Below are 23281 nucleotides of genomic sequence, written 5' to 3'. Positions count from 1 at the left end.
CGTCGCGGGACTGGGCGGGCCTGGAATGGGCCCGCCCGCGGGTCAGCTGACTCCGAGGAGGTCGACCACGAAGATGAGGGTCTCGCCCGGCTTGATACGGGCGCCCGCGCCGCGGTTGCCGTAGCCCAGGTGCGGCGGGATGATCAGCTGGCGCCGGCCACCCACCTTCATCCCCGCCACGCCGCGGTCCCAGCCCGCGATGACCTTGCCGCCGCCCAGCGGGAACTCGAAGGGCTGGTTGCGGTTCCAGGACGCGTCGAACTCCTCGCCGGTGGAGAAGGCGACGCCCACGTAGTGGACGCTGACGTTCTGGCCGGGCTTGGCCTCGGGCCCGGTGCCCTCGGTGATGTCGACGATCTCCAGGTCGGCGGGCGGGTTGCCCCCCGGGAAGTCGATCTCCGGCTTTTCGAGTGCCACGAAGTGCTCCTGTGGACGATGTGAATGGACCCGACGACTCTATGCGGTCGGGATATCGCCATCGTCCATGGTGGCCCCTTCTCCCGCCGAGTTCCTGCTCACCGGGCGCGTCGCGGCGGTGACCACGACCGCCCGCCCGATCCCCGTCACCAGCTCTGGTGGAGAGGCATGCCCTCGGTGTAACCGGACGAGCTCTGGATGCCGACCACCGCGCGCTCGTGGAACTCCTCCAGGTTCCCCGCCCCCGCGTACGTGCAGGAGGAGCGCAGCCCGGCCACGATCGCGTCGATCTGGTCCTCCACGCTGGGACGTTGCGGGTCCAGGTACATGCGCGAGGTCGAGATGCCCTCCTCGAACAGCGCCTTCCTGGCCCGTTCGAACGCGCTGTCGTCGGCGGTGCGCAGCCGCACCGCCCGCGCGGACGCCATCCCGAAGTTCTCCTTGTACTTGCGCCCGTCGGCGTCGGTGCGGGTGTCGCCGGGCGACTCGTACGTCCCGGCGAACCAGGAGCCGATCATCACGTTGGCCGCTCCCGCCGCCAGCGCGAGCGCGACGTCGCGCGGGTGGCGGACGCCGCCGTCGGCCCAGACGTGCCGTCCGAGCCGCCGCGCCTCGGTGGCGCACTCCAGGACGGCGGAGAACTGCGGACGTCCGACGCCGGTCATCATCCGGGTGGTGCACATGGCGCCGGGGCCGACGCCGACCTTGAGGATGTCGGCTCCGGCGGCCACGAGATCCCGCACGCCCTCAGCTGTCACGACGTTTCCGGCGGCGAGAGGGACGTCCGGGGCGAGGGCGCGTACGGCCCGCAGCGCCGAGACCATCTTCTCCTGGTGCCCGTGCGCGGTGTCGACCACCAGGCAGTCGATCCCGGCCTCCAGCAGCTCCTTGGCCTTGGCCGTCACGTCGCCGTTCACGCCCACGGCCGCCGCGATGCGCAGCCTGCCCCGGGCGTCGAGCGCCGGACGGTAGAGGGTGGCGCGCAGGGCGCCCGTCCTGGTCAGGATGCCGACCAGGCGGCCGTCGCCGTCGACGATGGGGGCGAGGCGGTGGCGTCCCTCGTGCAGCCGGTCGAACGCCTGGCGCGGCTCCAGACCGGCGGGCAGCGTCAGCAGCTCGCTCGACATCACCTGGGAGAGCTGCGTGTACATGTCCACGCCCTGGCAGTCGGCGTCGGTCACGACGCCGACCGGCCGGTTCTCCCAGTCGACCACGATGACCGCGCCGTGCGCCCGCTTGGGCAGCAGCTGCAGGGCCTCGCCGACGGTGTCGTGCGGGGTGAGCGTGAGCGGGGTGTCGTGCACGAGATCGCGCTTCTTGACCCAGTCGACCACGTCGGTCACCACGTCGATGGGGATGTCCTGCGGGATCACGGTGATGCCGCCGCGCCTGGCCACGGTCTCGGCCATCCTGCGCCCGGCGACCGCGGTCATGTTGGCCACGACGACGGGGATGGTGGTGCCCGTGCCGTCGTGCGTCGAGAGATCGACTTCGAGCCGGGAACCGACCGAGGACCGCGACGGGACCATGAACACGTCGCTGTAGGTCAGGTCGTACTGAGGCTCCAGGCCATTAAGAAACTTCACGTTCGTCCATCTTATGTGCTGACAGGTCAACAGGGGGGTTTCCCGTTTCTGGTGGCCTTATGATCGGCCGGGAAACTTATGGGGGATGGAGGACCTGTGGAGGTCACAGATCGCGACGAGCTGACGGTGGTCGGCTTCGCCGTGCGCACCACGAACGCCGAGGAGAGAGAGCCGGCCAGGGCCAAGCTGCCCGCGCTGTGGCAGCGGGCGGGCGCGCCGGGGGCGTTCGCGCACGTGCCCGGGCGCCTCGACGAGAACCTGTACGCCGTCCTGACCGACTACGAGAGCGACCACAACGGCGCGTACACCCAGATCGTCGGCATCGGCGTGCGGACCGTGCCGAGGCTGCCCGAGGGGATGGTGGCGGTGCGGGTGCCCGCGGCCAAGTCGCTGCGGATCGAGGCGCGGGGGCAGCTGCCGCAGGCGATCGTGGAGGCGTGGCAGCAGGTGTGGAGTCACACCGAGTCGGGCGCCGCCCCCGGCCGCGCGTTCACCACCGACCTCGAGGTGCACCACAGGGACGGCGCCGACCTCTACATCGCCGTCTGACACGCGGCCGTCAGGCGGGGCCGGGGAGTCCCAGCGCCGCCGCGGCCGCCTCGACGGCCACGTCCTTGACCTCGTCCAGCGGCAGGTGGGCGTACTCCACCGCGCAGTCGGCCATCCCGCCGAGCGCCACCGTCGCGCGGATGTGCGCCGCCTGCGTGATCTCCTCGCCGAGCAGCAGCGTGATGAGCCGCCGCCGCCAGTCGAACATGCGCTCGCCCAGGTCGAGGTAGGCCAGCGTGGACATCTCCCGCACCACCATGACGATCACCTCGCGATGCCGCCAGATCAGGTCGAAGTAGTCTTCCAGCAGCGTGCGGGGGTCACCGGGCTCGCGCCCCGCCACGAACCGCTCCACGTCCTCGACCATCGGCTGGACGATGCTCCTCACCAGGTCGTCGCGTGAGGCGAAGTGGTAGTAGAGGGCGGGCTTGGTGATGCCGAGCCGGTCGGAGATCTGGCGCAGGCTGGTGTTCTGCACGCCCTGCTGGACGAACAGCTCACGCGCCACCGCCTGGATGCGCGCCTTGGTGTCTGTCTGCCTGGCCACGACACCAGCCTATCCCTTACCTATCGTTAAGTAAGCCCTTGTGCGATGCTGTCGAGCCGACTTACCATCCGTTAAGTAAGGAGGTGTCAGCCATGCGGATCCTCATCTCCGGCGCCAGCGTCGCCGGACCCGCCCTGGCGTACTGGCTCGACAGGTACGGCTTCACGGTCACCGTCGTCGAACGGGCTCCCGTGCTCCGCAAGACGGGCGGGCACGCGATCGACCTGTTCAGGCCCGCGATGGACATCGTCGAGAAGATGGGCGTGCTCGACCGGATCCTGGACAGGAAGACGGGCACCGACCGGCTCACCATGTACAGGGAGGGCGACGAGCGTCCCGTGGAGCTGGAGCTCCGCAGGGTGTTCACGGCCATCTCCGACCGCCACGTCGAGATCATGCGGGACGACCTCAGCGAGATCCTCTACGACGCCACCCGCGACCACGTGGAGTACGTCTTCGGCGACTCGATCACGTCGATCTCCGACGACGGCGAGGTGACCTTCGAGCGCGGCCCCGCCCGCCGGTTCGACCTGGTGATCGGGGCCGACGGGCTGCACTCGAACGTCCGGCGGCTGGTCTTCGGGCCGGAATCGCGCTTCTCCGCCTGGATCGGTGCCTACCTGGCCGTCGTGTCCGTCCCCGACTTCCTCGGGCTCGACCAGCGGATGGAGGGCGTCGCCGGGGTCGACCGGATGGCCGGGCTCTACAGCGCCGCCCACCTGCCGGACGCGCGGGCGCTCTTCCTGTTCAGGACGCCGGAGCAGCTCGACTACCACTACCGGGACGTCCCGCGGCAGAAGGAGCTGCTGCGCGAGAGGTTCGCCGGGATGGGCTGGCAGGTGCCCCGGCTGCTGGACGAGCTCGACGGCACGCCCGCTTTCTACTTCGACTCGATCACCCAGCTGCGCATGGACACCTGGTCGCGCGGGCGGGTCACGCTCGTCGGCGACGCGGGCTACTGCCCGGGGCCGGCCGTGGGCGGCAGCACCAGCCTGGCCGTCGTGGGGGCGTACGTCCTGGCGGGGGAGCTGGCCGCGTACGGGGGCGACCACGCGCGGGCCTTCCCCTCCTACGAGGCGGAGCTCGGTGACTACGTCCGGCGTGGCCGCGCGTTCGCCATCGGGGCCGCCAAGCGGATCGTGCCCGGCAGCCGCGCCGACCTGTGGGCCCTGACCCAGGGGGTGCGGCTGGTCAACCTGCTGCCCGCCGGGCTGACCAGGGCCGCGACCAAGCTGAGCAGCAAGGGCGTGCGGTTGCACGACTCGATCGCGTTGAAGGACTACTCGGCCTACGAAGGCGTCCTTCACTAGAATGCGCGCCGTGCGTGCCGCGTACTTCGCCTTCGACCGCTTTCCTTCAAGCAAGGGGTCCGCCGTCCACATTGGGCAGATGGCGGCTGAGTTGTTCCACGGGTACGGCGGGGGGCTGCTGGGAGTGCTGGGCGGGGGCGGGCTGCCCCGATATCAGCGGGAGGGCGACGTGCGGATCGCCCGGTTCGACGAGCAGATCCCCAACCTGATCGACCGGGCCGAGGCGTACTCGCACTGGGTCGCCCGGCACCTCGCGCCGCACCTCGGCACGCTGGAGCTGGTCCACGTGCGCGACCCGTGGAGCGCGCTGCCCGTGCTCGGGCACCGGCACAAGGTGGTGTACGAGGTCAACGGGCTGCCGTCGATCGAGCTGCCGCACACCTGGCCGCACGCCGCGCCCGCCACCCTGGCCAAGCTCAGGGACCTGGAGGCGCACTGCCTGGCGGGCGCCGACGCCGTCGTGGTCCCCTCCCGCGTCATCGCGGACTGCGTTCGCCGGTACGGGATAGGTCAGGACAAAATCCACCTCGTCCCCAACGCCGCCGACCCGGTCGTGCACCTCTGCGACAGCGCGCCAGAGAACGTGCGGGCGGGCGTGGGGCGGTACGTCGTCTACGTCGGGGCCCTGCAGCGCTGGCAGGGGGTGGACGTGCTGTTGCGGGCGTTCGCCAGGCTGGCCGATCTGGACTGGCTGCGGCTGGTGATCTGCTCGTCGGTGCCCGAGCGGCGCGCCAGGCCGCTGCGGCGGCTGGCCGAACGGCTCGGCGTGGCCGAGCGGGTCGAGTGGCGGTTCACCCTGCCCCACCACGAGGTGGCCGGCTGGCTGGCCGGCGCGGAGGTGTCGGTCGCCCCGCTCACCGCCTGCCCGCGCAACCTGGAGCAGGGCTGCGCCCCGCTGAAGATCCTGGAGTCGATGGCCGCGGGGACTCCGGTCGTGGCGTCCGACCTGCCCGTGGTCCGGGAGATCCTCGGCGATGACGGACGGCTGGTCGCGCCCGACCGGCCCGCCGAGCTGGCGCGGGCCATCAGGATCCTGCTGGAGTACGCGGAGGCGGCGGAGGCGATGGCGGAGCGGGCGAGGACGCGGGTGCCGAGCTGGTCCGAGTCCCGAGCGAGGCTCGCCGCCGTCTACCGGCGTGTGTAGGGTTCCAGCCATGTTCTGGCGGAAGACCCGGGCGGCCATCGCCCAGTTCCACCCGCTGCACCAGACCCTGGTCTGGCAGCACACGCTGTCGGCCACCCTCCCCAGGGTGGAGTGGGAGGCGCTGCTGGCCAGCCTTTCGCGGCACGACGCGCTGGTCCGCAGGCGCAAGTGGCGGCTCCCCGCGCGCACCGAGAGCGTGCTCGTGCCGCTGATCCGGGTGCTGTGCGAGGACGCGGGCAGAGGTTCCGTCTCCATCGACGCCGACCTGCGCGGCCACGACGTGCCGGGCAAGACGAGCCCGCCGCGCGAGCTGCCCGTCCAGCGTCCGGTGCGCAGTGTGCGGGAGTGGTGGGTGCGCGACCCGTGGCTGCGCGCCCGCTCCGAGCTGCGTGACGGCGGCCTGCTCGAACTGAGCGTCACCGACCACGTCAGGCACCGCCGCGTGGTCAAGGTCAACCCGCGCGGGAAGCGCAAGGCCAAGACCAAGACCAAGTCCGTGCAGCGCGTCCACACGACCCGTTCGCTGGCCAAGAACCAGGCGGCGGCGCAGCCGGGCAGCCCGCCGCCGCCGTGGATCCAGGTGAAGGTCCGTCCCGGGGCCAAGACCGTGATCAGGGCCGGCGCCAAACTGCCCGTGCCCTCGGAGCGCGACCAGTTACCGCTGATCATGACGGTGGCGACCGAGCTGTTCAGGTGGACCAGGAGGACCCCATGACCCCGTGCCTGGTGAGCACCGGCTTCTTCGTGCTCGGCCGGTGCGGCAGGCCGTCGGTGGCGGGCTGCGCGGGCTGCGGCAGGCCGATCTGCGACCGGCACGTGGCGCCGGGCGGCCTCTGCCCGGAGTGCGCCACCGCCCAGGGCTACGGCTCGCCGTACGACCCGTTCTGGACGAGCGGCTTCCGCGCCCACCACTACCACAGCAGCGCCTCGACCTACTCCGACCCCACCTGGTACACCACCTTCGACGACTACGACAGGGGCGCCTTCGACCCCGACGACCAGGGCGACTTCGGCGAGAGCGACTTCGACGACGGCGACGAGCGCGACTTCGTGGACAGCTGATGCGACTGCTGTGGATCACCGAGCACTACCCGCCGAGCAGGGGCGGGATGGCCGAGTCGTGCGACAGGATCGTCCGCGGCCTGCGCGCCGCGGGCGTCGAGACCGACGTCGCGCACCTGACCAGGCGCGCCAGGCCGTGGCAGGTCGCGGGCGAGCACGGCGGGCGGCTGCTGACCGTGCCGCTGGAGGACAACCCGGAGCACGCGCTGCGCAGGCTGTGGACCGTCCTGTCGGGCGAGTCCTACACGCACGTGGTGGCGTTCGGCGGCACGTACGCGATGCTCGCCGCGCCGGTCCTGTCGGCGTGGCTGGGCGCCCCGCTGGTGACGCTGCTGCGCGGCAACGACTTCGACACCGGCGTGTTCTCCCTGCGTCGCCGGAGCGCGCTGCTCGACGCGTTGCGCGCCTCCGCGCGGGTGTGCGTGGTGGCCTCGTCGCACGCGCCGCTGGTGTCGGCCCTGGCGCCGGGCGCCGAGGTGCGCTGGGTGGCCAACGGCATCGACACGTCCAGCTGGCAGATCCTGCCGTCCGAGCGCGCGTCGGGGCAGGTCCGGCGGGCGGCGGCGGGCAAGCGGACGATCGGCCTGATCGGGCAGCTCAAGAACAAGAAGGGCGTCGGCTTCCTGCTGGACGCGCTCACCGCCTCGGGGCACGCGGCGGAGTTCCACCTGCTGCTCGTCGGCGAGCTGGAGGCCGACCTGGAGGTGCCGGTCGAGCACACCAGGCTGCCGTTCCTCGACCGCTACGAGCTTCCGGCGCTCTACGCGGCGTGCGACCTGGTGGCGCTGCCGTCGTTCTACGACGGCCTGCCGAACGTCGCGCTGGAGGCGGCCGCCCTGGGCGTGCCGCTGCTCGCGTCCGACGCGGGCGGGCTCGGCGACCTGGTGGACGACGAGATCGGCTTCCGCTTCCGCGCGGGCGATCCGCACGAGTGCCGCGCGGCCGTGGACCGGGCCGCGCGGGCCACCGACGACCAGCTCGCCAAGCTCGGCACGGCGGCGGCCGAACGGGTGCGCAGGGACTTCACGGTGTCAGCGGAGACCGACGGCTACCTGCGGGTGTTCCGCGAGGTCGGATGAGCGTCCACGGTGGGGTTCGCGAGGTCGGATGGGCGCCTGCCGTGAGTTTCCGCGTACGCGCCTGCCGGATGGTCCGTGAGGTCGCGTGATCGTCTGTTACGCGCGGGGCGGCGGCCTGGGCCATCTCACCCGCGTCCGCGCCTTCCTGCACACCCTGCACCGGGGCGAGCCCGCCGCGATCGGCGGCAGGCCCGGGCCCGGGTCCCCGTTCGTCGTGGACGCCTTCCCCGCCGGTCTGGACGGTGAGCTGGACGCGTCCACGGCCCCGCCGGGCACCAGGACCGTCCACCTGGCCAGGCTGCTGCGCTGGGACGCCTACCGCCCGCTCCTGCCCGCCCGCCCGCTGCGGTTCGCCACGACGTACCTGATGGAGCCGGTCAGCGAGCCGCACCTGGCCTACCTGCGCGAGGTGTCGGACGAGGTCCTGCCGCTCACCCTGGTCGACCCGCCGGCCCCGCCCCGGACCTCGCCCGCGGCCCCGGGCGAGTGGCTCGTCGTCCACTCGGGGCCGCCGGGCGAGATCGCCGAGCTGCTCGGCTACGCCCGCGAGACGGCCGCCCTGGAGGGCGTCAGCCCGAGGCTGGTGCTGGTGTCGCCCGCCGCGCCGCCGGGGCTGCCCGACGACGTGACCCAGCTGGCCGTCTACCCGGCCTGGCCGTTGTTCGAGGCCGCCGAGCGGATCGTCTCGGCGGCCGGGTTCAACGTGGTGCGGCAGACCGCGCCGTACCGGCACAAGCACCGCATGCTGCCGTTCCCGCGCCGCTTCGACGACCAGTTCGCCCGCGCCAGAGCGGCTCGGGCCGCTCGGAACCCGTAGCCTCCGTCAGGCCAGCACGCCCTGCGAGCGCAGCTTCTCCGACTCCTCCGGCGACAGGCCCCAGGACGTCAGGTCGTCCAGCCGGGTGGCCGGGGAGAGGTCCGGCTCCTGCGCGCCGGACAGGCGGGGGGCCGGCAGCGGCTGGTGGACGTCGCCGACCTGGACGAAGGCGCCCCTGGCGACGTTGTGCGGGTGCGTGACCGCCTCGGGCATCGAGAGGACCGGCGACACGCACGCGTCCGAGCCGTCGAACACGGCCTCCCACTCGGCGCGGGTCCGCGACCTGAACGCCTCGGCGAGGCGGGACTTCAGCGCGGGCCACTGCTTCCTGTCGTGCCGGTCCGGCAGGTCGGTCAGGCCCATCCTGGTCACCATCGCGTCCCAGAACTGGGGTTCCAGCGAGCCGACCGCCACGTACTCGCCGTCGGCGGTCTCGTAGGTGTCGTACTGGGGCGCGCCCGTGTCGAGCAGGTTGGTGCCGCGCGGGCCCCACCCGCCGCTCTGCACGCCGTGGTAGAACATCGAGAACAGCAGCGCGGCGCCGTCCACCATGGCGGCGTCGATCACCTTGCCCCTGCCGGTGCGTTCGCGTTCGAACAGGGCGAGCAGCACGCCGTACGCGAGCATGAGGCCGCCGCCGGCGAAGTCGCCCAGGATGTTGATCGGCGGAGTGGGTTTGCCGCCCTCGCGGCCGAGCATCGACAGCACTCCGGAGACGGCCAGGTAGTCGATGTCGTGCCCGGCGGTCGGGGCGAGCGGGCCGTCCTGGCCCCAGCCGGTCATCCGGCCGTAGACCAGGCGCTCGTTCACCGCGTGCAGGTCGTCGGGGCCGATGCCGAGCCGTTCGGCCACGCCGGGTCTGAACACCTCGATGACCACGTCGGCCTTGCCGGCCAGCTTCTTGAAGGCCGCCACGCCCTCCGGCGACTTCAGGTCCAGGCCGATCGTGTGCTTGCCGCGGTCCATGACGTCCGTACGGGGCCTGTCGGAGACGGCCCGGACGCGGTCGATCCGCAGCACGTCGGCGCCGTGGTCGGCGAGCATCATCCCAGCGAACGGCCCGGGTGCGAGCCCCGCGAGCTCCAGCACCCGCACCCCGGACAGCGGCCCCTGCCGCGCTTCAGACATGGGATCTCCTTAGCTGGCGAGTCCGCCCTAGTAGAACAACATTCGGTGAGCTGTGGCAAGCCGCCTTGCGGACCACCCGCCACAGCGGAGTGAGGTATGGGAAACTTGCCCACTGTTCGGGGCTTCTACAGGGGTTGGACATGGTTTCGGAGAGCAATAGGCTGATCGCCCAGCGGTACCAGTTACAGCGCGAACTGGGCCGTGGAGGCATGGGCGTGGTCTGGGAGGGCTACGACACCCTCCTCAACCGGCCCATCGCGGTCAAGGAAGTGCTGTTGCCGCCAGGGGTGCCGCCCGCCGAGCAAGAACGCCAGTTGCTCCGCACCGCCCGCGAGGCCCGCACGGCGGCCAGGTTGAACCACCCGTCGGTCGTCGCCGTCTACGACGTCGTCGAGGAGGACGGCCGTCCCTGGATCATCATGGAGCTGGTGCGGCACCCCTCCGTCGAGGAGGTCGTGGCCACCACCGGCGCCCTCCCGGTGCGGCAGGCGGCCGACGTCGGCAGGCAGGTGCTGTCGGCGCTGCGTGCCGCCCATGAGGTCGGGATCCTGCACCGCGACGTCAAACCGAGCAACATCCTGCTCACCGACGACGGCCGGGCCGTGCTCACCGACTTCGGCATCGCCACCGCCGAGGGCGACCCGTCGCTCACCAAGACCGGCATGGTGACCGGCTCGCCGAGCTTCCTCGCCCCCGAACGGGTGCGAGCCGCCGAGGCGGGCCCGGCCTCCGACCTGTGGTCGCTCGGCGCCACGCTCTTCGCCACCCTGGTCGGGCGCTCGCCGTTCGAGCGCGGCGACCCCATGGCCACGCTCAACGCCCTGCTCAACGAGGAGCCGGACTACCGCAGGATCCCTCCGATCATGCATCCGATCCTGAAGGGGCTGCTGCGCAAGGAGGCGCACGAGCGGGTGACGGCGGAGGAGGCCGACCGGCTGCTCGCCGACATCATCGCCGTCAAGGCCCCGCCCGTGGACCCGGAACCGGCTCCGCCGAAACAGCGCCGCGGGAGCCGCACGCTGCTCGCCGCCGCGGTGGCGGCGGTGGTGGTCGCGGCGGGGGGCATCACCTATCTCAAACTCAGCTCGCCCGCGCAGGGCAGCAGCCCGCCGCCCATCGCCCAACCGGCCGCCGCCACCAGCGCGCTGCCCAGCGCGACGCCGACCGCCACCCGGACTTCCACGCCCACCCCCACGCCGACCAGGGTGGTGCCGCTCGTGCGGGCGTGGAAGTCGCCCGACGGCTGGTCGATCGTCCGGCCCACCGGCTGGAGGGGCGCCCGTAAGGAGTCCTACACCGAGTGGACGCGGCCCGACAGGACCGCCCACCTCGGCGTCGAGGCGGTCTACGCCACGCTCGACCCGCACCAGATCACCCGCGACTCGGAGGAGGAGCTCCGGCAGAGCGCCCCCGACCTGCGCGTCGTCCGCCGCGGAGCGGTCAACCACCAGGGCGCCAAGGCCGTGGAGTGGGAGTTCACCTACACCGCCGGAAGCGGCGGCGACACGCCGTGGGCCATGAGCGGCCGGCGCTACCACGAGGTGCAGCGCGCGATCACGGTCGGCCAGACCGCCTACATCCTGACCTGGACCGTCGCCGAGACCCAGTGGCGTCGCAACGCCTCGCTGATGCGGCAGGTGATCGGCAGCTTTACGGTCAAGGCGTGACCCCCTGGAACCTGCTCGCCCTGCCGCCCCTCCCCGAGGAACTGCTACGCGGCCTGCTCGCCCCGCTCGGTGACCGGGTGGACGTGCGGGTGCCCGCCTCCCGCGACCGGGCGGCGCTGCTCGACGCGCTGCCCGAGGCGGAGATCGTCCTGGGCGACTGGTCGGGGCTGCTCGCGCTCGACGCGGCGGCGGTGGCGGCCGCCCCGCGCCTGGCGTTCGTGCAGCAGCCGTCGGTGGGGGTCGACGGCCACGACTCCCCGGCGCTCGCCGCGGCGGGCGTGCCGCTGGCCAACACGGCCGGTGTCAGCGCCGTCGCGGTGTCGGAGTGGTGCGTCGCCGCCGCGCTGTCGCTGACGCGCAGGCTGGGCGCCGCCGACGCCGCCGTCCGCGCGGGAGAGTGGCCGCAGCAGAGCCTCCAGCCGCGCGAACTGCACGGCCGGCGCGTCGGCATCGTCGGCTACGGCCCCATCGGCGCCGCCTGCGCCGGCCTGTTCAGGGCGTTCGGCTGTCAGGTGTCGTACTGGACGCGCACCCCGCGCGAGGACCCCGGCTACACGGACCTGCCGACGCTGCTGGACTCCTCGGACGTGGTCGTCGTGGTGATCGCGCTGTCGGACGAGACCCGCGGCCTCGTCGACCCCGGACGGCTGAAGCAGGGCGCGCTGCTCGTCAACGCCGCCAGAGGTGGCGTCGTGGACCAGCGCGCGCTGGCCGCCGCGCTCGCCTCCGGACACCTCGCCGGAGCCGCGCTGGACGTGTTCGAGACCGAGCCCCTGCCGGGCGGCGACCCGCTGCGCGACCTGCCAGGAGTCCTGCTGTCTCCGCACGTCGCGGGGGTTACGCCGGAGGCGACCGGGCGCTTGCTGGGGGCCGTCATGGAGAACCTCACCGCGGCCCTCGACGGCCGCGAGGTGGCCCACGTGCTGAACGGCGTTTCCCCGATCCTCCGTAGGAGATTTCCGGATTCGCCTTCCGCGTAAGCGTTTCACCTGGCACGATAAACAGTTTTCGTGTCTTTAACGACCCCGGTCTGGTCGACTTCATCGCCGGGGGATACCGTCTAACGCGACGATCTCTACCAGCTCAAGGGGGTGCTTAGGTGACGACATCGATGTCGACACACCGACGGGCAGTAGAGCAGATCCGGCAGTCGTACGCCGAGATTCCCGGCGACGCCGCGCCCCGGCTCGCCAAGGCGACGTCCAACCTCTTCAGGTTCCGCGACGCCGGCAAGACGGCCAAGCTGTCCGCCAGGGACCTCGACGAGGTCATCAGCGTCGACCCGGTGACGATGACGGCCGAGGTCCAGGGCATGACGACCTACGAGCGGCTGGTCGACGCCACGCTGCCGCACGGGCTCATGCCGTACGTGGTGCCCCAGCTGAAGACCATCACGCTCGGGGGCGCCGTCACGGGGCTCGGCATCGAGTCCACCAGCTTCAGGGACGGCCTGCCGCACGAGTCGGTCGAGGAACTGGAGATCATCACCGGCGACGGCCGCGTCATCGTGGCCCGCGACGACAACGAGCACCGCGACCTGTTCAGGGCGTTCCCCAACTCGTACGGCACGCTCGGCTACGCGCTGCGCATCAGGATCAAACTCCGCAAAGTCCAGCCGTACGTCCGGCTCACGCACGTCAGGTTCACCGACGCCGACAAGTGCATGCTGGCCATGCAGGAGATCTGCGACAGCATGGAGCACGACGGCGAGCCGGTCGACTTCGTCGACGGGGTGTTCTTCGACCCGCAGGAGATGTACATCACGGTCGGCCGCTTCGCCGACCGCGCCCCGTACGTCTCCGACTACACCGGCATGCGGATCTACTACCGGTCGATCCAGCAGCGCAACCGCGACTGGCTGACCATCCGCGACTACCTGTGGCGCTGGGACACCGACTGGTTCTGGTGCTCGCGCGCCTTCGGCGTGCAGCAGCCCGTGGTGCGCTCGCTGATGCCGCGCCGCTGGATGCGCTCCGACGTCTACCGCAAGCTGGTCGCCCTCGACCGGCAGTACGGCCTGACCGCCAGGGTCGACAGGTGGCGCGGCCAGCCGGTGCAGGAGTCGGTCATCCAGGACGTCGAGACCCCGGTCGAGCGCGGCGCCGAGTTCCTGGAGTTCTTCCACCGCAAGGTCGGCATGACGCCGGTGTGGATGTGCCCGCTGCGCTCCTCGTCCAGCTGGCCGCTGTACCCGCTGGAGCCGGGCAGGCTGTACGTCAACTTCGGCTTCTGGGGGATGGTCCCGCTGCCGCGCGGCCAGTTCGACGGCTACTACAACCGGCTGATCGAGAACTCCGTCCACGACCTCGACGGGCACAAGTCGCTCTACTCGACGTCCTTCTACGCCCGTGAGCAGTTCTGGCAGCTGTACAACGGTGACGCCTACTGGCTCGTCAAGCGGGAATACGACCCGAACGGACGCCTGCTTGACCTGTACGACAAGTGTGTGCGGGGAAGGTGAACAGGTGGCACTCGCAACCATCTTTGAGAAGATCGTCGGCTCTGACGCCAACATCGCGTTCATGGCCTACGACGGCAGCAAGGCGGGGCCCGACGGGGCGGACCTCGCGATCGAGGTGAAATCGCCCATCGCGGTCGCCTATCTGGCGCAGGCGCCCGGCGAGCTGGGCCTGGCCCGGGCGTACATCTCCGGCCACATCGACGTGCACGGCGACATGTACGCCCTGCTCGACCGGATGTGGAACATCACCATGAACGACCTCTCCACCTCGGAGAAGGTCGCCGCGGTACGCTCGCTCGGGCTCAAACCGCTGCTCATGCGCGTCCCGCCGCCTCCGCAGGAGATGCGCCAGAGCGCGCTGGCCAGGCTCGGCTCCCGTCACGCCAAGCAGCGCGACGCGGAGGCCATCCACCACCACTACGACGTGTCCAACCGCTTCTACGAGTGGGTGCTCGGACCGTCCATGGCCTACACCTGCGCCACCTTCCCCGAGGAGACGTCCTCGCTGGAAGAGGCGCAGTACACCAAGTTCGACCTGGTGGCCCGCAAGCTCGACCTCAAGCCCGGGATGCGGCTGCTCGATGTCGGCTGCGGCTGGGGCGGCATGGTCATGCACGCCGCCAAGCACTACGGCGTCAAGGCCCTCGGCGTGACGCTGAGCAAGCAGCAGGCCGAGTGGGCGCAGCAGGCCATCATCGACGCCGGGCTCCAGGACCTCGCCGAGGTCCGGTTCATGGACTACCGCGACGTCAAGGAGACGGACTTCGACGCCGTCAGCTCCATCGGGCTCACCGAGCACATCGGCAAGGACAACGTCCCGTCGTACTTCTCCTTCCTGTACGGCAAGCTCAAGCCCGGCGGACGCATCCTGAACCACTGCATCACCAGGCCGACCGGCACCGAGAAGACGTTCAACAAGGGCGGGTTCATCAACCGGTACGTCTTCCCCGACGGCGAGCTCGAGTCCGTCGGCTGGCTGATCCGGGAGATGGAGGACCTCGGCTTCGAGATCAGGCACCAGGAGAACCTCAGGGAGCACTACGCCAAGACCCTCAGATACTGGTGCGACAACCTCGACGCCAACTGGGAGGACGCGGTACAGGAGGTCGGCATGGGCACCGCCCGCGTCTGGGCGCTGTACATGGCGGGCTGCATCGTCGGCTTCGAACGCAACAAGGTTCAGCTGCACCAGGTCCTCGGCGTCAAGCTGGACGAGGACGGCCGCTCCGGCGTCTCCCTGCGCCCGTCCCGCGACTGGCCCTGACCGCGACCGCGCCCCCGGCGAGGTCCTCGCCGAGGGCTTTGCGCGCCCCCCAGCGAGGTCCTCGCCGGGGGGCGCTTCGCGTCTTCCGGTCTTTCAGGGGCTCCGTTTGACGAGAGCCCTCCCAGCCCCTCACGCTTCCCGGGCATGAGCCAGGGGTAAGCGCGATCGGACCGCTGGGCTGATCGCCCTGGTCGGCGATAATGGGTGGAGTGTGTCATCTCTTGGAGAGATGGCCGCCCCGTCGGCTGAGGGAGGGTGGTGTGGATCTGCGGCAGATGGAGGTGGCCGTCGCGGTCGCCGAAGAGGGCGGGTTCACGGCGGCCGCGCAGCGTCTGCATGTGGTCCAGTCGGCCGTCTCCAGCACGGTGCGCGCGCTGGAGCGCGACCTGGGGGCCCCGCTGTTCGACCGAACCACCCACCGAGTGTCCCTGACCCCGGCCGGTGAGGCGTTCGTGCCCGCTGCGCGTGCGGCGCTTCGGGCGGCCGAGCAGGCGCGGGCCGCGGTCGACGGGGTGCGGGGAGAGCTGCGCGGGCGGGTCACGGTCGGCACGATGCAGGGCGTCTGGGCCGGCCTGCACCGCGCGCTGGCGGGGCTGCGGAAGGAGCACCCCGGCGTCGTGGTCCGCCTGCGGCAGGCGGCGGTCGTCGACATCCGGCAGGCGCTGCGCGACGGAACCGTGGACCTGGCCGTGGTCGCGCTCGACCGCCAGCAGCAGCGGGGCCTGGTGACCCGGTTGCTGTCCCGGGAGGAGATGGTGCTGGTGACCGCGGCCGAGCGTGAACTCCCCGAGAGCGGGCCGGTGACGCTGGCCGACGCGGCCCGCCTGCCCCTGGTGGACTTCTCGCCCGGGTGGGCGATCCGGCACTCGGTCGACCAGGCGTTTCGCGCGGCTCTGGTCGAGCGCACCACCACGTTCGAGGTGAACGACATCGTGGCGGCGTCCGAGCTCGTCCGCCACGACCTGGGTGTCTGCATCATGCCGGAGTCGATCGCCGCGAGGTTCCCGGACCTGACCACCCACCGCTTCGCCCGGCACGCGCCGCGGTGGAAGGTCATGGTCGTCCGGCCCCGGGGGGAGGCGCCGCCGGCGGTCGCGGCGCTGCTGCGGCACATCACCTGACCCGGACGCGTGCCGCCGGGCGGTACGTCAGACCGAGGTGGCCCGGACCGCCTCGCGGATCAGCGCGGCCACGTCCTTCGGACGGGACACCGCGACGGCGTGCGAGGCGCCTTCGACCTCGACGATGGTCGCCCCCGCCCGCTTGGCGCCGAACCGCTCGACCTCGGGGTTGATCGCCTGGTCGGCGGCGGCGACGAGCGCCCAGGAGGGCTTGCTCTTCCAGGCCGCCGTGCTCGCGGCCTCGGTGAACGCCCCGGCGGCGAGCGGCCGCTGCGCCACCGCGAGGACCTTGGTGACCTCGGTGGGGACGTCCGCGGCGAAGACCTCCGGGAACGCCTCGGGGGCGATCGTGACCTCGACCGCGGGGTCGCCGCCCTCGACCGGGTAGGTCGCCTGCCGCAGGTTGGCCCCGAGGGGCGACTCCGGGAAGCGTCCCTGCAGCTCGCCGAGGCTCTCCCCGGCTTCGAGCACGTACGCGGCGACGTAGACGAGGCCGACGACGTTGTCGGCCGCGCCGGCCACGGTGATGATCGCACCGCCGTAGGAGTGGCCGACCAGCACGACGGGGCCGTCGATCTGGGCGGCCACGGAGGCGATGTACGCGGCGTCGGAGGTCAGGCCGCGCAGCGGGTTGGGCGGCGCCACCACGGGAATGCCGTGGTCCTGAAGGTCGGCGATGACACCGGACCAACTGGCGGCGTCGGCGAACGCGCCATGCACGAGAACGACCGTGGGAGTGGGGTTCGCTGTCATTGGCTCAATTCCTTGTCATGGGTTTGCGGCGCGCGGGCTGTCGAAACGCGCGGCGTGCGGTGGTCTGCGCGACGGGTGGGCGGCCGACGGCTGGCTCAGGAGTGCAGTGCGTCGCGGAGGAACGCGCCGCCCTGCTGCGTCGCGGCCTTGGCGGCGTAGGTGTCGCGCATCGCGTTGACCATGACGAAGTCGTGGATGATCCCCGAATAGCGGACGGCGGTGACGGGCACACCGGCGGCACGCAGCTTGGCGGCGTACGCCTCGCCCTCGTCGCGCAGGACGTCCGCCTCGGCGACGATGACCAGCGCCGGCGGCAGCCCGGCCAGCTCCTCCAGGCTCGCCCGCAGCGGCGAGGCGGTGATCTGCGCGCGCTCGGCCGGATCGGTGGTGTACTGGTCCCAGAACCACTTCATCCCGTCCCGGCTGAGGAAGTAGCCGGTGGCGAACTGCTCGTAGGAGCCGGTGTCGAAGTTCGCGTCGGTGACCGGGTAGAACAGCAACTGCGCGGCCAGCTTGGGGCCCTTGCGCTCCTTGGCCAGGAGAGTGGTGGCCGCGGTCATGTTGCCGCCGACGGAGTCGCCGGCCACCGCGATGCGGGCCGGGTCGAGGTCGTGCTCGGCCCCGTGCTCGGAGATCCACTGCAGCGCGGCGTAGATCTCCTCGATCGCGGTGGGGTACTTCGCTTCGGGGGAGAGGCTGTAGTCGACGAAGACCGTCGCGGCCTGGGCGCGTACGGTGAGCTCGCGGACGAGCCGGTCATGGGTGTGGGCGTTGCCGAACACCCAGCCGGCGCCGTGGATGTACAGGACCACGGGCAGGGTGCCCTGAGCGCCGACCGGGCGGAAGATCCGGATCGAGACCTTGCCCGACGGTCCGCCGGGGATGGTGAGGTCCTCGATGTCGGCGTCCGGCACGGGGACGTCGCCGCTCTGGACGGCGTCCACGGCCTTGCGTCCCTCGGCCGGGCCGAGGTCGTACAGGAACGGCGGGTTCATGGTCGCCTCGACGAACGCCTGTGCGGCCTGTTCGAGGACGGGCTTGATATCGGACATGCTGACTGATCTCTTTCCATGCGCATGCGTGCCGCCGGTGGGCGGCTTACGCCGCTCAGCATGGCAACCCGACATTCCGGATGCATCAGTAAGTTGACTGCCCGGTTTGAGGCAGTCAACCCTGGCGCGGTTCCGGTTGACCGCTCGTCGGCTTCGTCAGAGTCAGCGGGACAGGGCGGAGCTAGGACTGGCGGCGCGCGAAGAGGACCGCCCCCGGAACGCTCTCGTCGAGGCCGAGCAGCATCTGGGCCTCGACCGCGAATCCGGCCTCGCGCAGCCGGCCGGCCACGTGGTCGGGCCGGCGGCGGTGAACATGCACCTTCATCGGGTGGCCGCCGTAGCCGTGCGTCTTCAGCCGCGACTCGTCGCCGACGTGAAAGCCGACGAGCAGCGGTCCGCCGGGACGCAACACCCGCCGGAAGTGCTCGAAAACCGTGCGGACCGCCTCGTCGGGGACGTGAATCAACGACCAGAAAGCGAGCAGGCCGGCCACCGAGCCGTCGGCAAGGTCCAGGTCCGTCATCGAGCCCACCTCGAAGCGCAGGCCGGGGTGGTCACGCCGGGCAACGTCGATCATCGCGGGGGAAAGGTCGATACCGAAGGCGTCGACACCCAGCTCATGCAGGTAGGCGGTGACGTGCCCCGGTCCGCAGCCCACGTCCGCCACCGGCCCGCCGCCGGCGGCGTGAACCAGGTCGGCGAACAACGTCAGAGCCGCCCGCAGGTACGGTTCTCCGGCCAGAGCGTCGCGTACGTGGTCGGCGTAGCTGACCGCGACCGTGTCGTAGGAGGTCCGGGTGTCTGCCAACCAGCCGTCTACGTTCATGACCCGACACGGTAGTCCAGTGATCAGGATCTCGTGCACTCGTCAGCGCCGGGCGGTCTTTGACGAAGAGGCCGCCGTGCCGGACGACGGCCCAGCACTGGTGGCGGTCACAGGTCGTCGAAGAGGTCGCGGAGCTGGTGGCGGCTGCTCACGCCCAGCTTCGGATACACGTTGTACAGGTGCGAGCCGACCGTGCGCGGGGACAGCATGAGCTGCTCGGCGATCTCCCGGTTGCGCAGGCCTCGCGCCGCCAGCCGGACGATCTGCTGTTGCTGGGCGGTCAGCTCCGACAGCGGATCGACGCCGACGGGCGAGGCGGCGACGCCGCTCGCCCGCAGCTCCGCTCGCGTCTCGTCGGCGAGGCCGTCCGCGCCGAGCCGGGTGAACGACTCCAGCGCCGCGGCCAGGAGCGGGCGGGCGTCCCGGGGGCGTCGCCGTCTGCGCAGCCACTGCGCGTAGTGGAGCCGGGCCTGCGCCCGGGCCGGCGGCCACTGGTCGCCCGCCGGGTTCACCGTGGCGAGCCGGAAGTGGTGCTCGGCCTCCTTCGGGTCGCCGGTCAGCGCGGCGGCGTGGTGCAGCAGCAGCGTCATCCGGGTCGTCGGCCGCGGACCTGTCGCGGCGCGCACCGCCGCGACGATGCGCGCCGTCTCCTCCTGCCGTCCCGTCCGTTGGGCGGCCGCGGCGAGGTCGGCGATCGACCGGGGCGACAGGAAATAGTGCAGGGGAGCGCCGTCCTCGCCGAACAGCAGCCGGAAGTGGCGGAACGCGCCGTCGAAGTCGCCGGCCGCCGCGGCGCCGGTGCCGGCGGCGCGTAGCAGGCGGGCGTGGGTGGCGCGGTTCTCCTCCAGGCTGACGGCCGTCCAGGCGGGGTCGGCCGGCATGCCGGCGGGCTGCCCGCGCAGGGCTCGCAGGGTCATCCGCAGCGCCTCGACGTCGATCTCGAGATGCCTCAGCTTGTGGACGGCCGCCAGCGTCGCGCTCTCCTCCAGATGCTCGTCGGCCTCCGCCCACCGTCCGGTGTCGATCAGCGCCGAGCACATCGCCGCGAGCGAGGGTGCGGCAGAGCCTATGGAGCCGTACGCGGCGAGCATGGCGAACGCCTGCCGGAAGGACTCCACACTCAGCTCGGACTCGTCGGCGTACCAGGCGACCGCGCCGAACGCGTGCAAGCGGGTCATCTCCGGGACGCTGGTCGCCGGCTCCGGCACGCTCGGCCGCCGGCGGATCCGCCGCAGCAGCCCGGGGGCCCCGGCCGGGTCGGCCCCCGCCAGGGTCGCGGCCCGTACCGCGTCGAAGGCGTCGGTCGTCGTCAGCTCGGCGTAGGGCGTGACGCGGCTGCCGGCCTCGATCCGGTCGAGAAGGGGAGCGATCGGACGCCTCACCTCGGGCAGACCCGACTGGAACGCGGCCGCCTGGAGCACGGCGGCCAGAGCGAGCGTCGTCAGACCGTCGCTGGGCGGCTCCGGCTCCAGCGCGCTCATCAGCACCTGGAACCCCTGCCGCTGGTGGCCGAACAGCGACAGGGCGATGCCTGCGCCGCAGGCCGCGACGCCCAGCAGGTCGCGGTCCTCGGTCAGCGCGGTGACCTGGTCGTACAGCTCGCGTACCCACGAAGGGTCGCCGGCGTTCTGGGCGGCTCTCAACGCCTTGGCGTACCGGCGCGCCCGGTCGGCGGGCGCGGGGCTGCACTCCGCCGACCGTTCCAGCGCCCGGGCCGCCGCGAAGAAGCCGCCGCGTCGCTCGGCGAGTTCCGCGGTGTCCTCCAGCGCCGCCGCGACGGACTCGTCCTGTCCGAAGCACGCGGCGGCCAGATGCCACGCCCGGCGCGCCGGATCGTCGGCGAGTACGGCCGCGAGGTCGGTGTGCACCCGCTGCCGCAGGTGCGCCGGCGCTCCGTGATAGGAGCCCGCGCGGACGAGCGGATGCCGGAAACCGACCCGGCCGCCCGCGATGGTGATGAGACCGGCGTCCTCCGCGGGCGCCCACAGCCCGAGGTCCGACCCGGCTTGCGCCGCGGCCATGATGGTCTCCAGGTCCTCGTGGTCCGAGGAGGCGGCCGCGTAGAGGATCAGTCGCTGGGTGACGGCCGGCAGGGCGCGCAGCTGGGCGGCGAACATCTCCCGGATGCGCAGCGTCTGCGGCAGCCCGCCGCCGGGCAGCGCCCGGCCCGCTCGTACGGCACGGGACAGTTCGATGATGGCCAGGGGATTGCCGGCGGCCTGCTCCAGCAGGTCGATCCGGGCCCGGCCGGTGGGCGCCTCCGGCTGGGCGTCCAGCAGGCGTGCGGCCGCCTGACGGCTCAGCGGCGCCAGAGACAGCACGGGCAGGTTCGGGACGAGGCCGTCCGGCGGCGTGTGCCCCCGCGCCGCGACCAGCATCGTCACGGCCTCGACAGTCAAGCGGCGCATCACGAAGCCGAGGACGTCGCGGGAGTCGCGGTCGAAGTGCTGGACGTCATCGACGATCAGCAGGACCGGCCGGTGCCGGGAGACGCGAGCCAGGAGGTTCAGCACGCCGACGCGCAGTAGCATCGGGTCGTGCTGCCGGGTGGCGGCGACGATCCCGAACGCCGTTTCGAGCGCTTCCCGCTGGTGTCCGGGCAGCTCGCCGGCCTCGGGCAGCACCGGCAGGAGCAGCTGGTGCAGGGCGGCGAACGACTGTTCCCTCTCGGCCTCGCAGCCCTGCGCGGCCACCACGAGGCTGCCGACCTTCTCCGCGTGGTCGGCCGCCGCCGTCAGCAGCGCCGTCTTCCCGGTGCCGGCCTCCCCGAGCAGCAGCATCGTCCGCGATTCGGTGCGGCCCGCGTCGATCGCGTCCAGGATCTGGGTGAGCTCGGTCCGCCGTCCCACCAGCGTCGTGTTGGGGCCGGGCCACCGTGCGGTTCCCCGTCTCTCGCCTGTGCGGTTGATGCGCACCTCCGGCCAGGAGGAACCGCGGTCGGCGACGGCGCCGCCGATCGGGTCGTCCATGATGTGCTCCTCTGCGTCCACGTGCTCGGTGTCCACGCGTCCGCGACCGGCCGATTCATCCAGGCAGATAACCCCAATTGCGCAGGTCGCTGACAGTTTAGGGCGTTTCCGTGGAGCGTTCGGTCGTCCAAGAGAGCAGGGCGAGGACGGGGAGCGCGACGCCCAGGACGGTCACGCCGGTCCAGCCGTAGGCGTGGTAGAGGATCGAGCCGACCTGGGAGCCGATGGCGCCTCCGGCGAAGAACGTGGCGATGTAGACGCTGTTGAGCCGTGCCCGCGCACCCGCGTCCAGCTGGTAGATGGTGTGCTGGCCGAGGATGAGGGTGGTCTGCACCGCCATGTCGAGCAGGACGGCGGCGACGGCCAGCAGGACGACGTCGTGCCGGCCGAACCCGGCGAGCGCGAACGCCAGCGCGGCCGTGACGAACGCCACGGCGGTCATCGGGCGTACCAGCCCGCGGTCGGCCCAGTGCCCCGCGAACGGCGCCACCGCCGCTCCGGCCGCCCCCACCAGGGCGAACATGCCCACCCCGAAGCCGGAGTAGTGGAAGGCGGGGCCGGTGAGCACGAACGACACCGTGGTCCAGAACGCGCTGAACACGGCGAACATCACCGCCTGGTACAGGCCGCGCCGCATCAGCGCCGGGTGGGTGCGTACCAGCTGCGCGGTGGAGCGCAGCAGCCGGCCGTACGACACGTTCGTGTTGGGGGCGTGGCGGGGCAGGGCCGCGCGCAGCGCCACTGTCAGCACGGCCATCAGGACGGCCGAGCCCAGAAAGACGACCCGCCACCCGGCGGCCTGGGAGACCAGGCTGCTCAGGGTGCGCGACAGCAGGATGCCGGTGAGCAGGCCGCTCATCACCCGGCCGACCACGCGCCCGCGGGCGTGGTCGGGGGCGAGACCGGCCGCGAACGGGACGAGGATCTGGGCGACGACCGAGGTCCCTCCGGCGACCAGCAGGGCAGCCAGGAGGACCGGGAAGGTGGCGGCCGTCCCCGCCACCACCAGCGCCACTGTTGTGACGGACAGCAGGATCACGACCAGCCGGCGCTTCTCGATGCGATCACCCAACGGGACGAGCAGCAGCATGCCCGCCACATAGCCGACCTGCGTCGCGGTGATGAGCCCGCCGGCGGCGACCTCGCTGATCCCGAAGAACGCGCCCAGCGAGGACAGCAGAGGCTGCGCGTAGTACAGGTTGGCGACAGTCATTCCGCAGGCGACGGCCAGCAGCGCGACGAGCCACCCTGATGGCCCGGCGGCCGGCGACGCGGTCCGTCGGGCGGTCTGGGATTGAACGGAAAGAGCCACGGGTGCCTCTCAGAGATGGAGCGTCTAGTGCGGTTCCGGTCATCGAGGGGGCTTCGCTCCCTCATGTCGCCTTCCAACGGCGGACGTGCGCACATGCTTCCTCTGCCGACGCGATAATCGTCGATGAGTGTCATCTCTGTTGGAGATAAGCCCGAGAGCCGCCACAGCCTTGGCCGATCGAGGACGCGCGCTCAGCGTCCGCTCCCAGGGAAGCGGT

21 protein-coding genes are annotated in these 23281 nt (G+C 71.7%); 12 read left to right on the top strand and 9 right to left on the bottom strand.

Going from position 1 to position 23281, the window contains the following annotated elements; genetic code table 11:
* Positions 1-42: 42 nt before the first annotated feature.
* Positions 43-417, bottom strand: coding sequence for an FKBP-type peptidyl-prolyl cis-trans isomerase (locus ABT294_RS32640; RefSeq protein WP_350810153.1), 375 nt, complete (start codon positions 415-417; stop codon positions 43-45).
* Between the two features lie 146 nt (positions 418-563).
* Positions 564-2003, bottom strand: coding sequence for a GuaB1 family IMP dehydrogenase-related protein (locus ABT294_RS32635; protein WP_350810152.1), 1440 nt, complete (start codon positions 2001-2003; stop codon positions 564-566).
* A 96-nt stretch (positions 2004-2099) separates the two neighbouring features.
* On the opposite strand from ABT294_RS32635, the gene ABT294_RS32630 reads away from it, so the two are divergent.
* Entirely contained in the window at positions 2100-2552 is a 453-nt protein-coding gene (locus ABT294_RS32630) for a GyrI-like domain-containing protein (protein WP_350810151.1), read from the top strand.
* A 10-nt stretch (positions 2553-2562) separates the two neighbouring features.
* Here ABT294_RS32630 and ABT294_RS32625 read toward each other — a convergent pair whose 3' ends face one another.
* Positions 2563-3099 (bottom strand): TetR/AcrR family transcriptional regulator, encoded by a 537-nt coding sequence (locus ABT294_RS32625; protein ID WP_350810150.1) that lies wholly within the window; start codon positions 3097-3099, stop codon positions 2563-2565.
* Positions 3100-3191: 92 nt separating this feature from the next.
* Between ABT294_RS32625 and ABT294_RS32620 the strand changes: the two genes are divergently transcribed.
* The 6 genes from ABT294_RS32620 (at position 3192) to ABT294_RS32595 (ending at position 8511) form a co-directional block, all read left to right on the top strand.
* Positions 3192-4409: an FAD-dependent monooxygenase gene (locus ABT294_RS32620; protein WP_350810149.1), complete on the top strand. Its 1218-nt coding sequence runs from the start codon at positions 3192-3194 to the stop codon at positions 4407-4409.
* Positions 4410-4488: 79 nt separating this feature from the next.
* A complete protein-coding gene (locus tag ABT294_RS32615; protein ID WP_350810148.1) occupies positions 4489-5553 on the top strand; it encodes a glycosyltransferase family 4 protein in 1065 nt (354 codons plus the stop codon).
* Positions 5554-5563: 10 nt separating this feature from the next.
* On the top strand, positions 5564-6268 hold the full coding sequence (locus ABT294_RS32610) for a hypothetical protein (RefSeq protein WP_350810147.1): 705 nt from the start codon (positions 5564-5566) through the stop codon (positions 6266-6268).
* A complete protein-coding gene (locus ABT294_RS32605) occupies positions 6265-6615 on the top strand; it encodes a hypothetical protein (RefSeq protein ID WP_350810146.1) in 351 nt (116 codons plus the stop codon). Before ABT294_RS32610 ends, ABT294_RS32605 begins: the two co-directional genes overlap by 4 nt.
* The gene (locus tag ABT294_RS32600) at positions 6615-7694 is read left to right on the top strand and encodes a glycosyltransferase family 4 protein (protein ID WP_350810145.1); all 1080 of its coding nucleotides are present in this window, start codon (positions 6615-6617) and stop codon (positions 7692-7694) included. The genes ABT294_RS32605 and ABT294_RS32600 overlap by 1 nt, the downstream gene beginning before the upstream one ends.
* Positions 7695-7779: 85 nt before the next feature.
* Positions 7780-8511 (top strand): hypothetical protein, encoded by a 732-nt coding sequence (locus ABT294_RS32595; RefSeq protein WP_350810144.1) that lies wholly within the window; start codon positions 7780-7782, stop codon positions 8509-8511.
* 6 nt (positions 8512-8517) lie between these two features.
* Here the strand turns inward: ABT294_RS32595 and ABT294_RS32590 are convergent, their stop codons facing one another.
* Positions 8518-9639 carry a CaiB/BaiF CoA transferase family protein gene (locus ABT294_RS32590; RefSeq protein WP_350810143.1) on the bottom strand — a complete coding sequence of 374 codons (1122 nt, stop codon included), beginning with the start codon at positions 9637-9639 and terminating at the stop codon, positions 8518-8520.
* Positions 9640-9779: 140 nt separating this feature from the next.
* On the opposite strand from ABT294_RS32590, the gene ABT294_RS32585 reads away from it, so the two are divergent.
* From ABT294_RS32585 to ABT294_RS32565, 5 genes are all read left to right on the top strand, one after another.
* Positions 9780-11306 (top strand): serine/threonine-protein kinase, encoded by a 1527-nt coding sequence (locus ABT294_RS32585; protein WP_350810142.1) that lies wholly within the window; start codon positions 9780-9782, stop codon positions 11304-11306.
* Positions 11303-12286 (top strand): NAD(P)-dependent oxidoreductase, encoded by a 984-nt coding sequence (locus ABT294_RS32580; protein ID WP_350810141.1) that lies wholly within the window; start codon positions 11303-11305, stop codon positions 12284-12286. The genes ABT294_RS32585 and ABT294_RS32580 overlap by 4 nt, the downstream gene beginning before the upstream one ends.
* Positions 12287-12417: 131 nt before the next feature.
* On the top strand, positions 12418-13767 hold the full coding sequence (locus ABT294_RS32575; RefSeq protein WP_350810140.1) for an FAD-binding oxidoreductase: 1350 nt from the start codon (positions 12418-12420) through the stop codon (positions 13765-13767).
* 4 nt (positions 13768-13771) lie between these two features.
* Positions 13772-15031, top strand: coding sequence for a class I SAM-dependent methyltransferase (locus ABT294_RS32570; protein WP_350810139.1), 1260 nt, complete (start codon positions 13772-13774; stop codon positions 15029-15031).
* A 260-nt stretch (positions 15032-15291) separates the two neighbouring features.
* Positions 15292-16152, top strand: a complete 861-nt coding sequence (locus tag ABT294_RS32565; RefSeq protein WP_350810138.1) for a LysR family transcriptional regulator — start codon at positions 15292-15294, stop codon at positions 16150-16152.
* Positions 16153-16179: 27 nt separating this feature from the next.
* Here the strand turns inward: ABT294_RS32565 and ABT294_RS32560 are convergent, their stop codons facing one another.
* From ABT294_RS32560 to ABT294_RS32540, 5 genes are all read right to left on the bottom strand, one after another.
* The gene (locus ABT294_RS32560; RefSeq protein ID WP_350810137.1) at positions 16180-16905 is read right to left on the bottom strand and encodes an alpha/beta fold hydrolase; all 726 of its coding nucleotides are present in this window, start codon (positions 16903-16905) and stop codon (positions 16180-16182) included.
* Between the two features lie 95 nt (positions 16906-17000).
* On the bottom strand, positions 17001-17957 hold the full coding sequence (locus tag ABT294_RS32555; RefSeq protein ID WP_350810136.1) for an alpha/beta hydrolase: 957 nt from the start codon (positions 17955-17957) through the stop codon (positions 17001-17003).
* A gap of 181 nt (positions 17958-18138) precedes the next feature.
* Positions 18139-18783 carry a class I SAM-dependent DNA methyltransferase gene (locus ABT294_RS32550; RefSeq protein WP_350810135.1) on the bottom strand — a complete coding sequence of 215 codons (645 nt, stop codon included), beginning with the start codon at positions 18781-18783 and terminating at the stop codon, positions 18139-18141.
* Positions 18784-18890: 107 nt separating this feature from the next.
* Positions 18891-21752: a helix-turn-helix transcriptional regulator gene (locus ABT294_RS32545; protein ID WP_350810134.1), complete on the bottom strand. Its 2862-nt coding sequence runs from the start codon at positions 21750-21752 to the stop codon at positions 18891-18893.
* A gap of 97 nt (positions 21753-21849) precedes the next feature.
* Positions 21850-23064: an MFS transporter gene (locus ABT294_RS32540; protein WP_350810133.1), complete on the bottom strand. Its 1215-nt coding sequence runs from the start codon at positions 23062-23064 to the stop codon at positions 21850-21852.
* Positions 23065-23281 lie beyond the last annotated feature (217 nt).

Origin of the sequence: Nonomuraea sp. NPDC000554 (assembly GCF_040300065.1) — a bacterium.
In the GTDB taxonomy this organism is placed as follows: Bacteria; Actinomycetota; Actinomycetes; order Streptosporangiales; family Streptosporangiaceae; genus Nonomuraea.
This window is presented reverse-complemented; position numbering and strand designations above follow the sequence as displayed.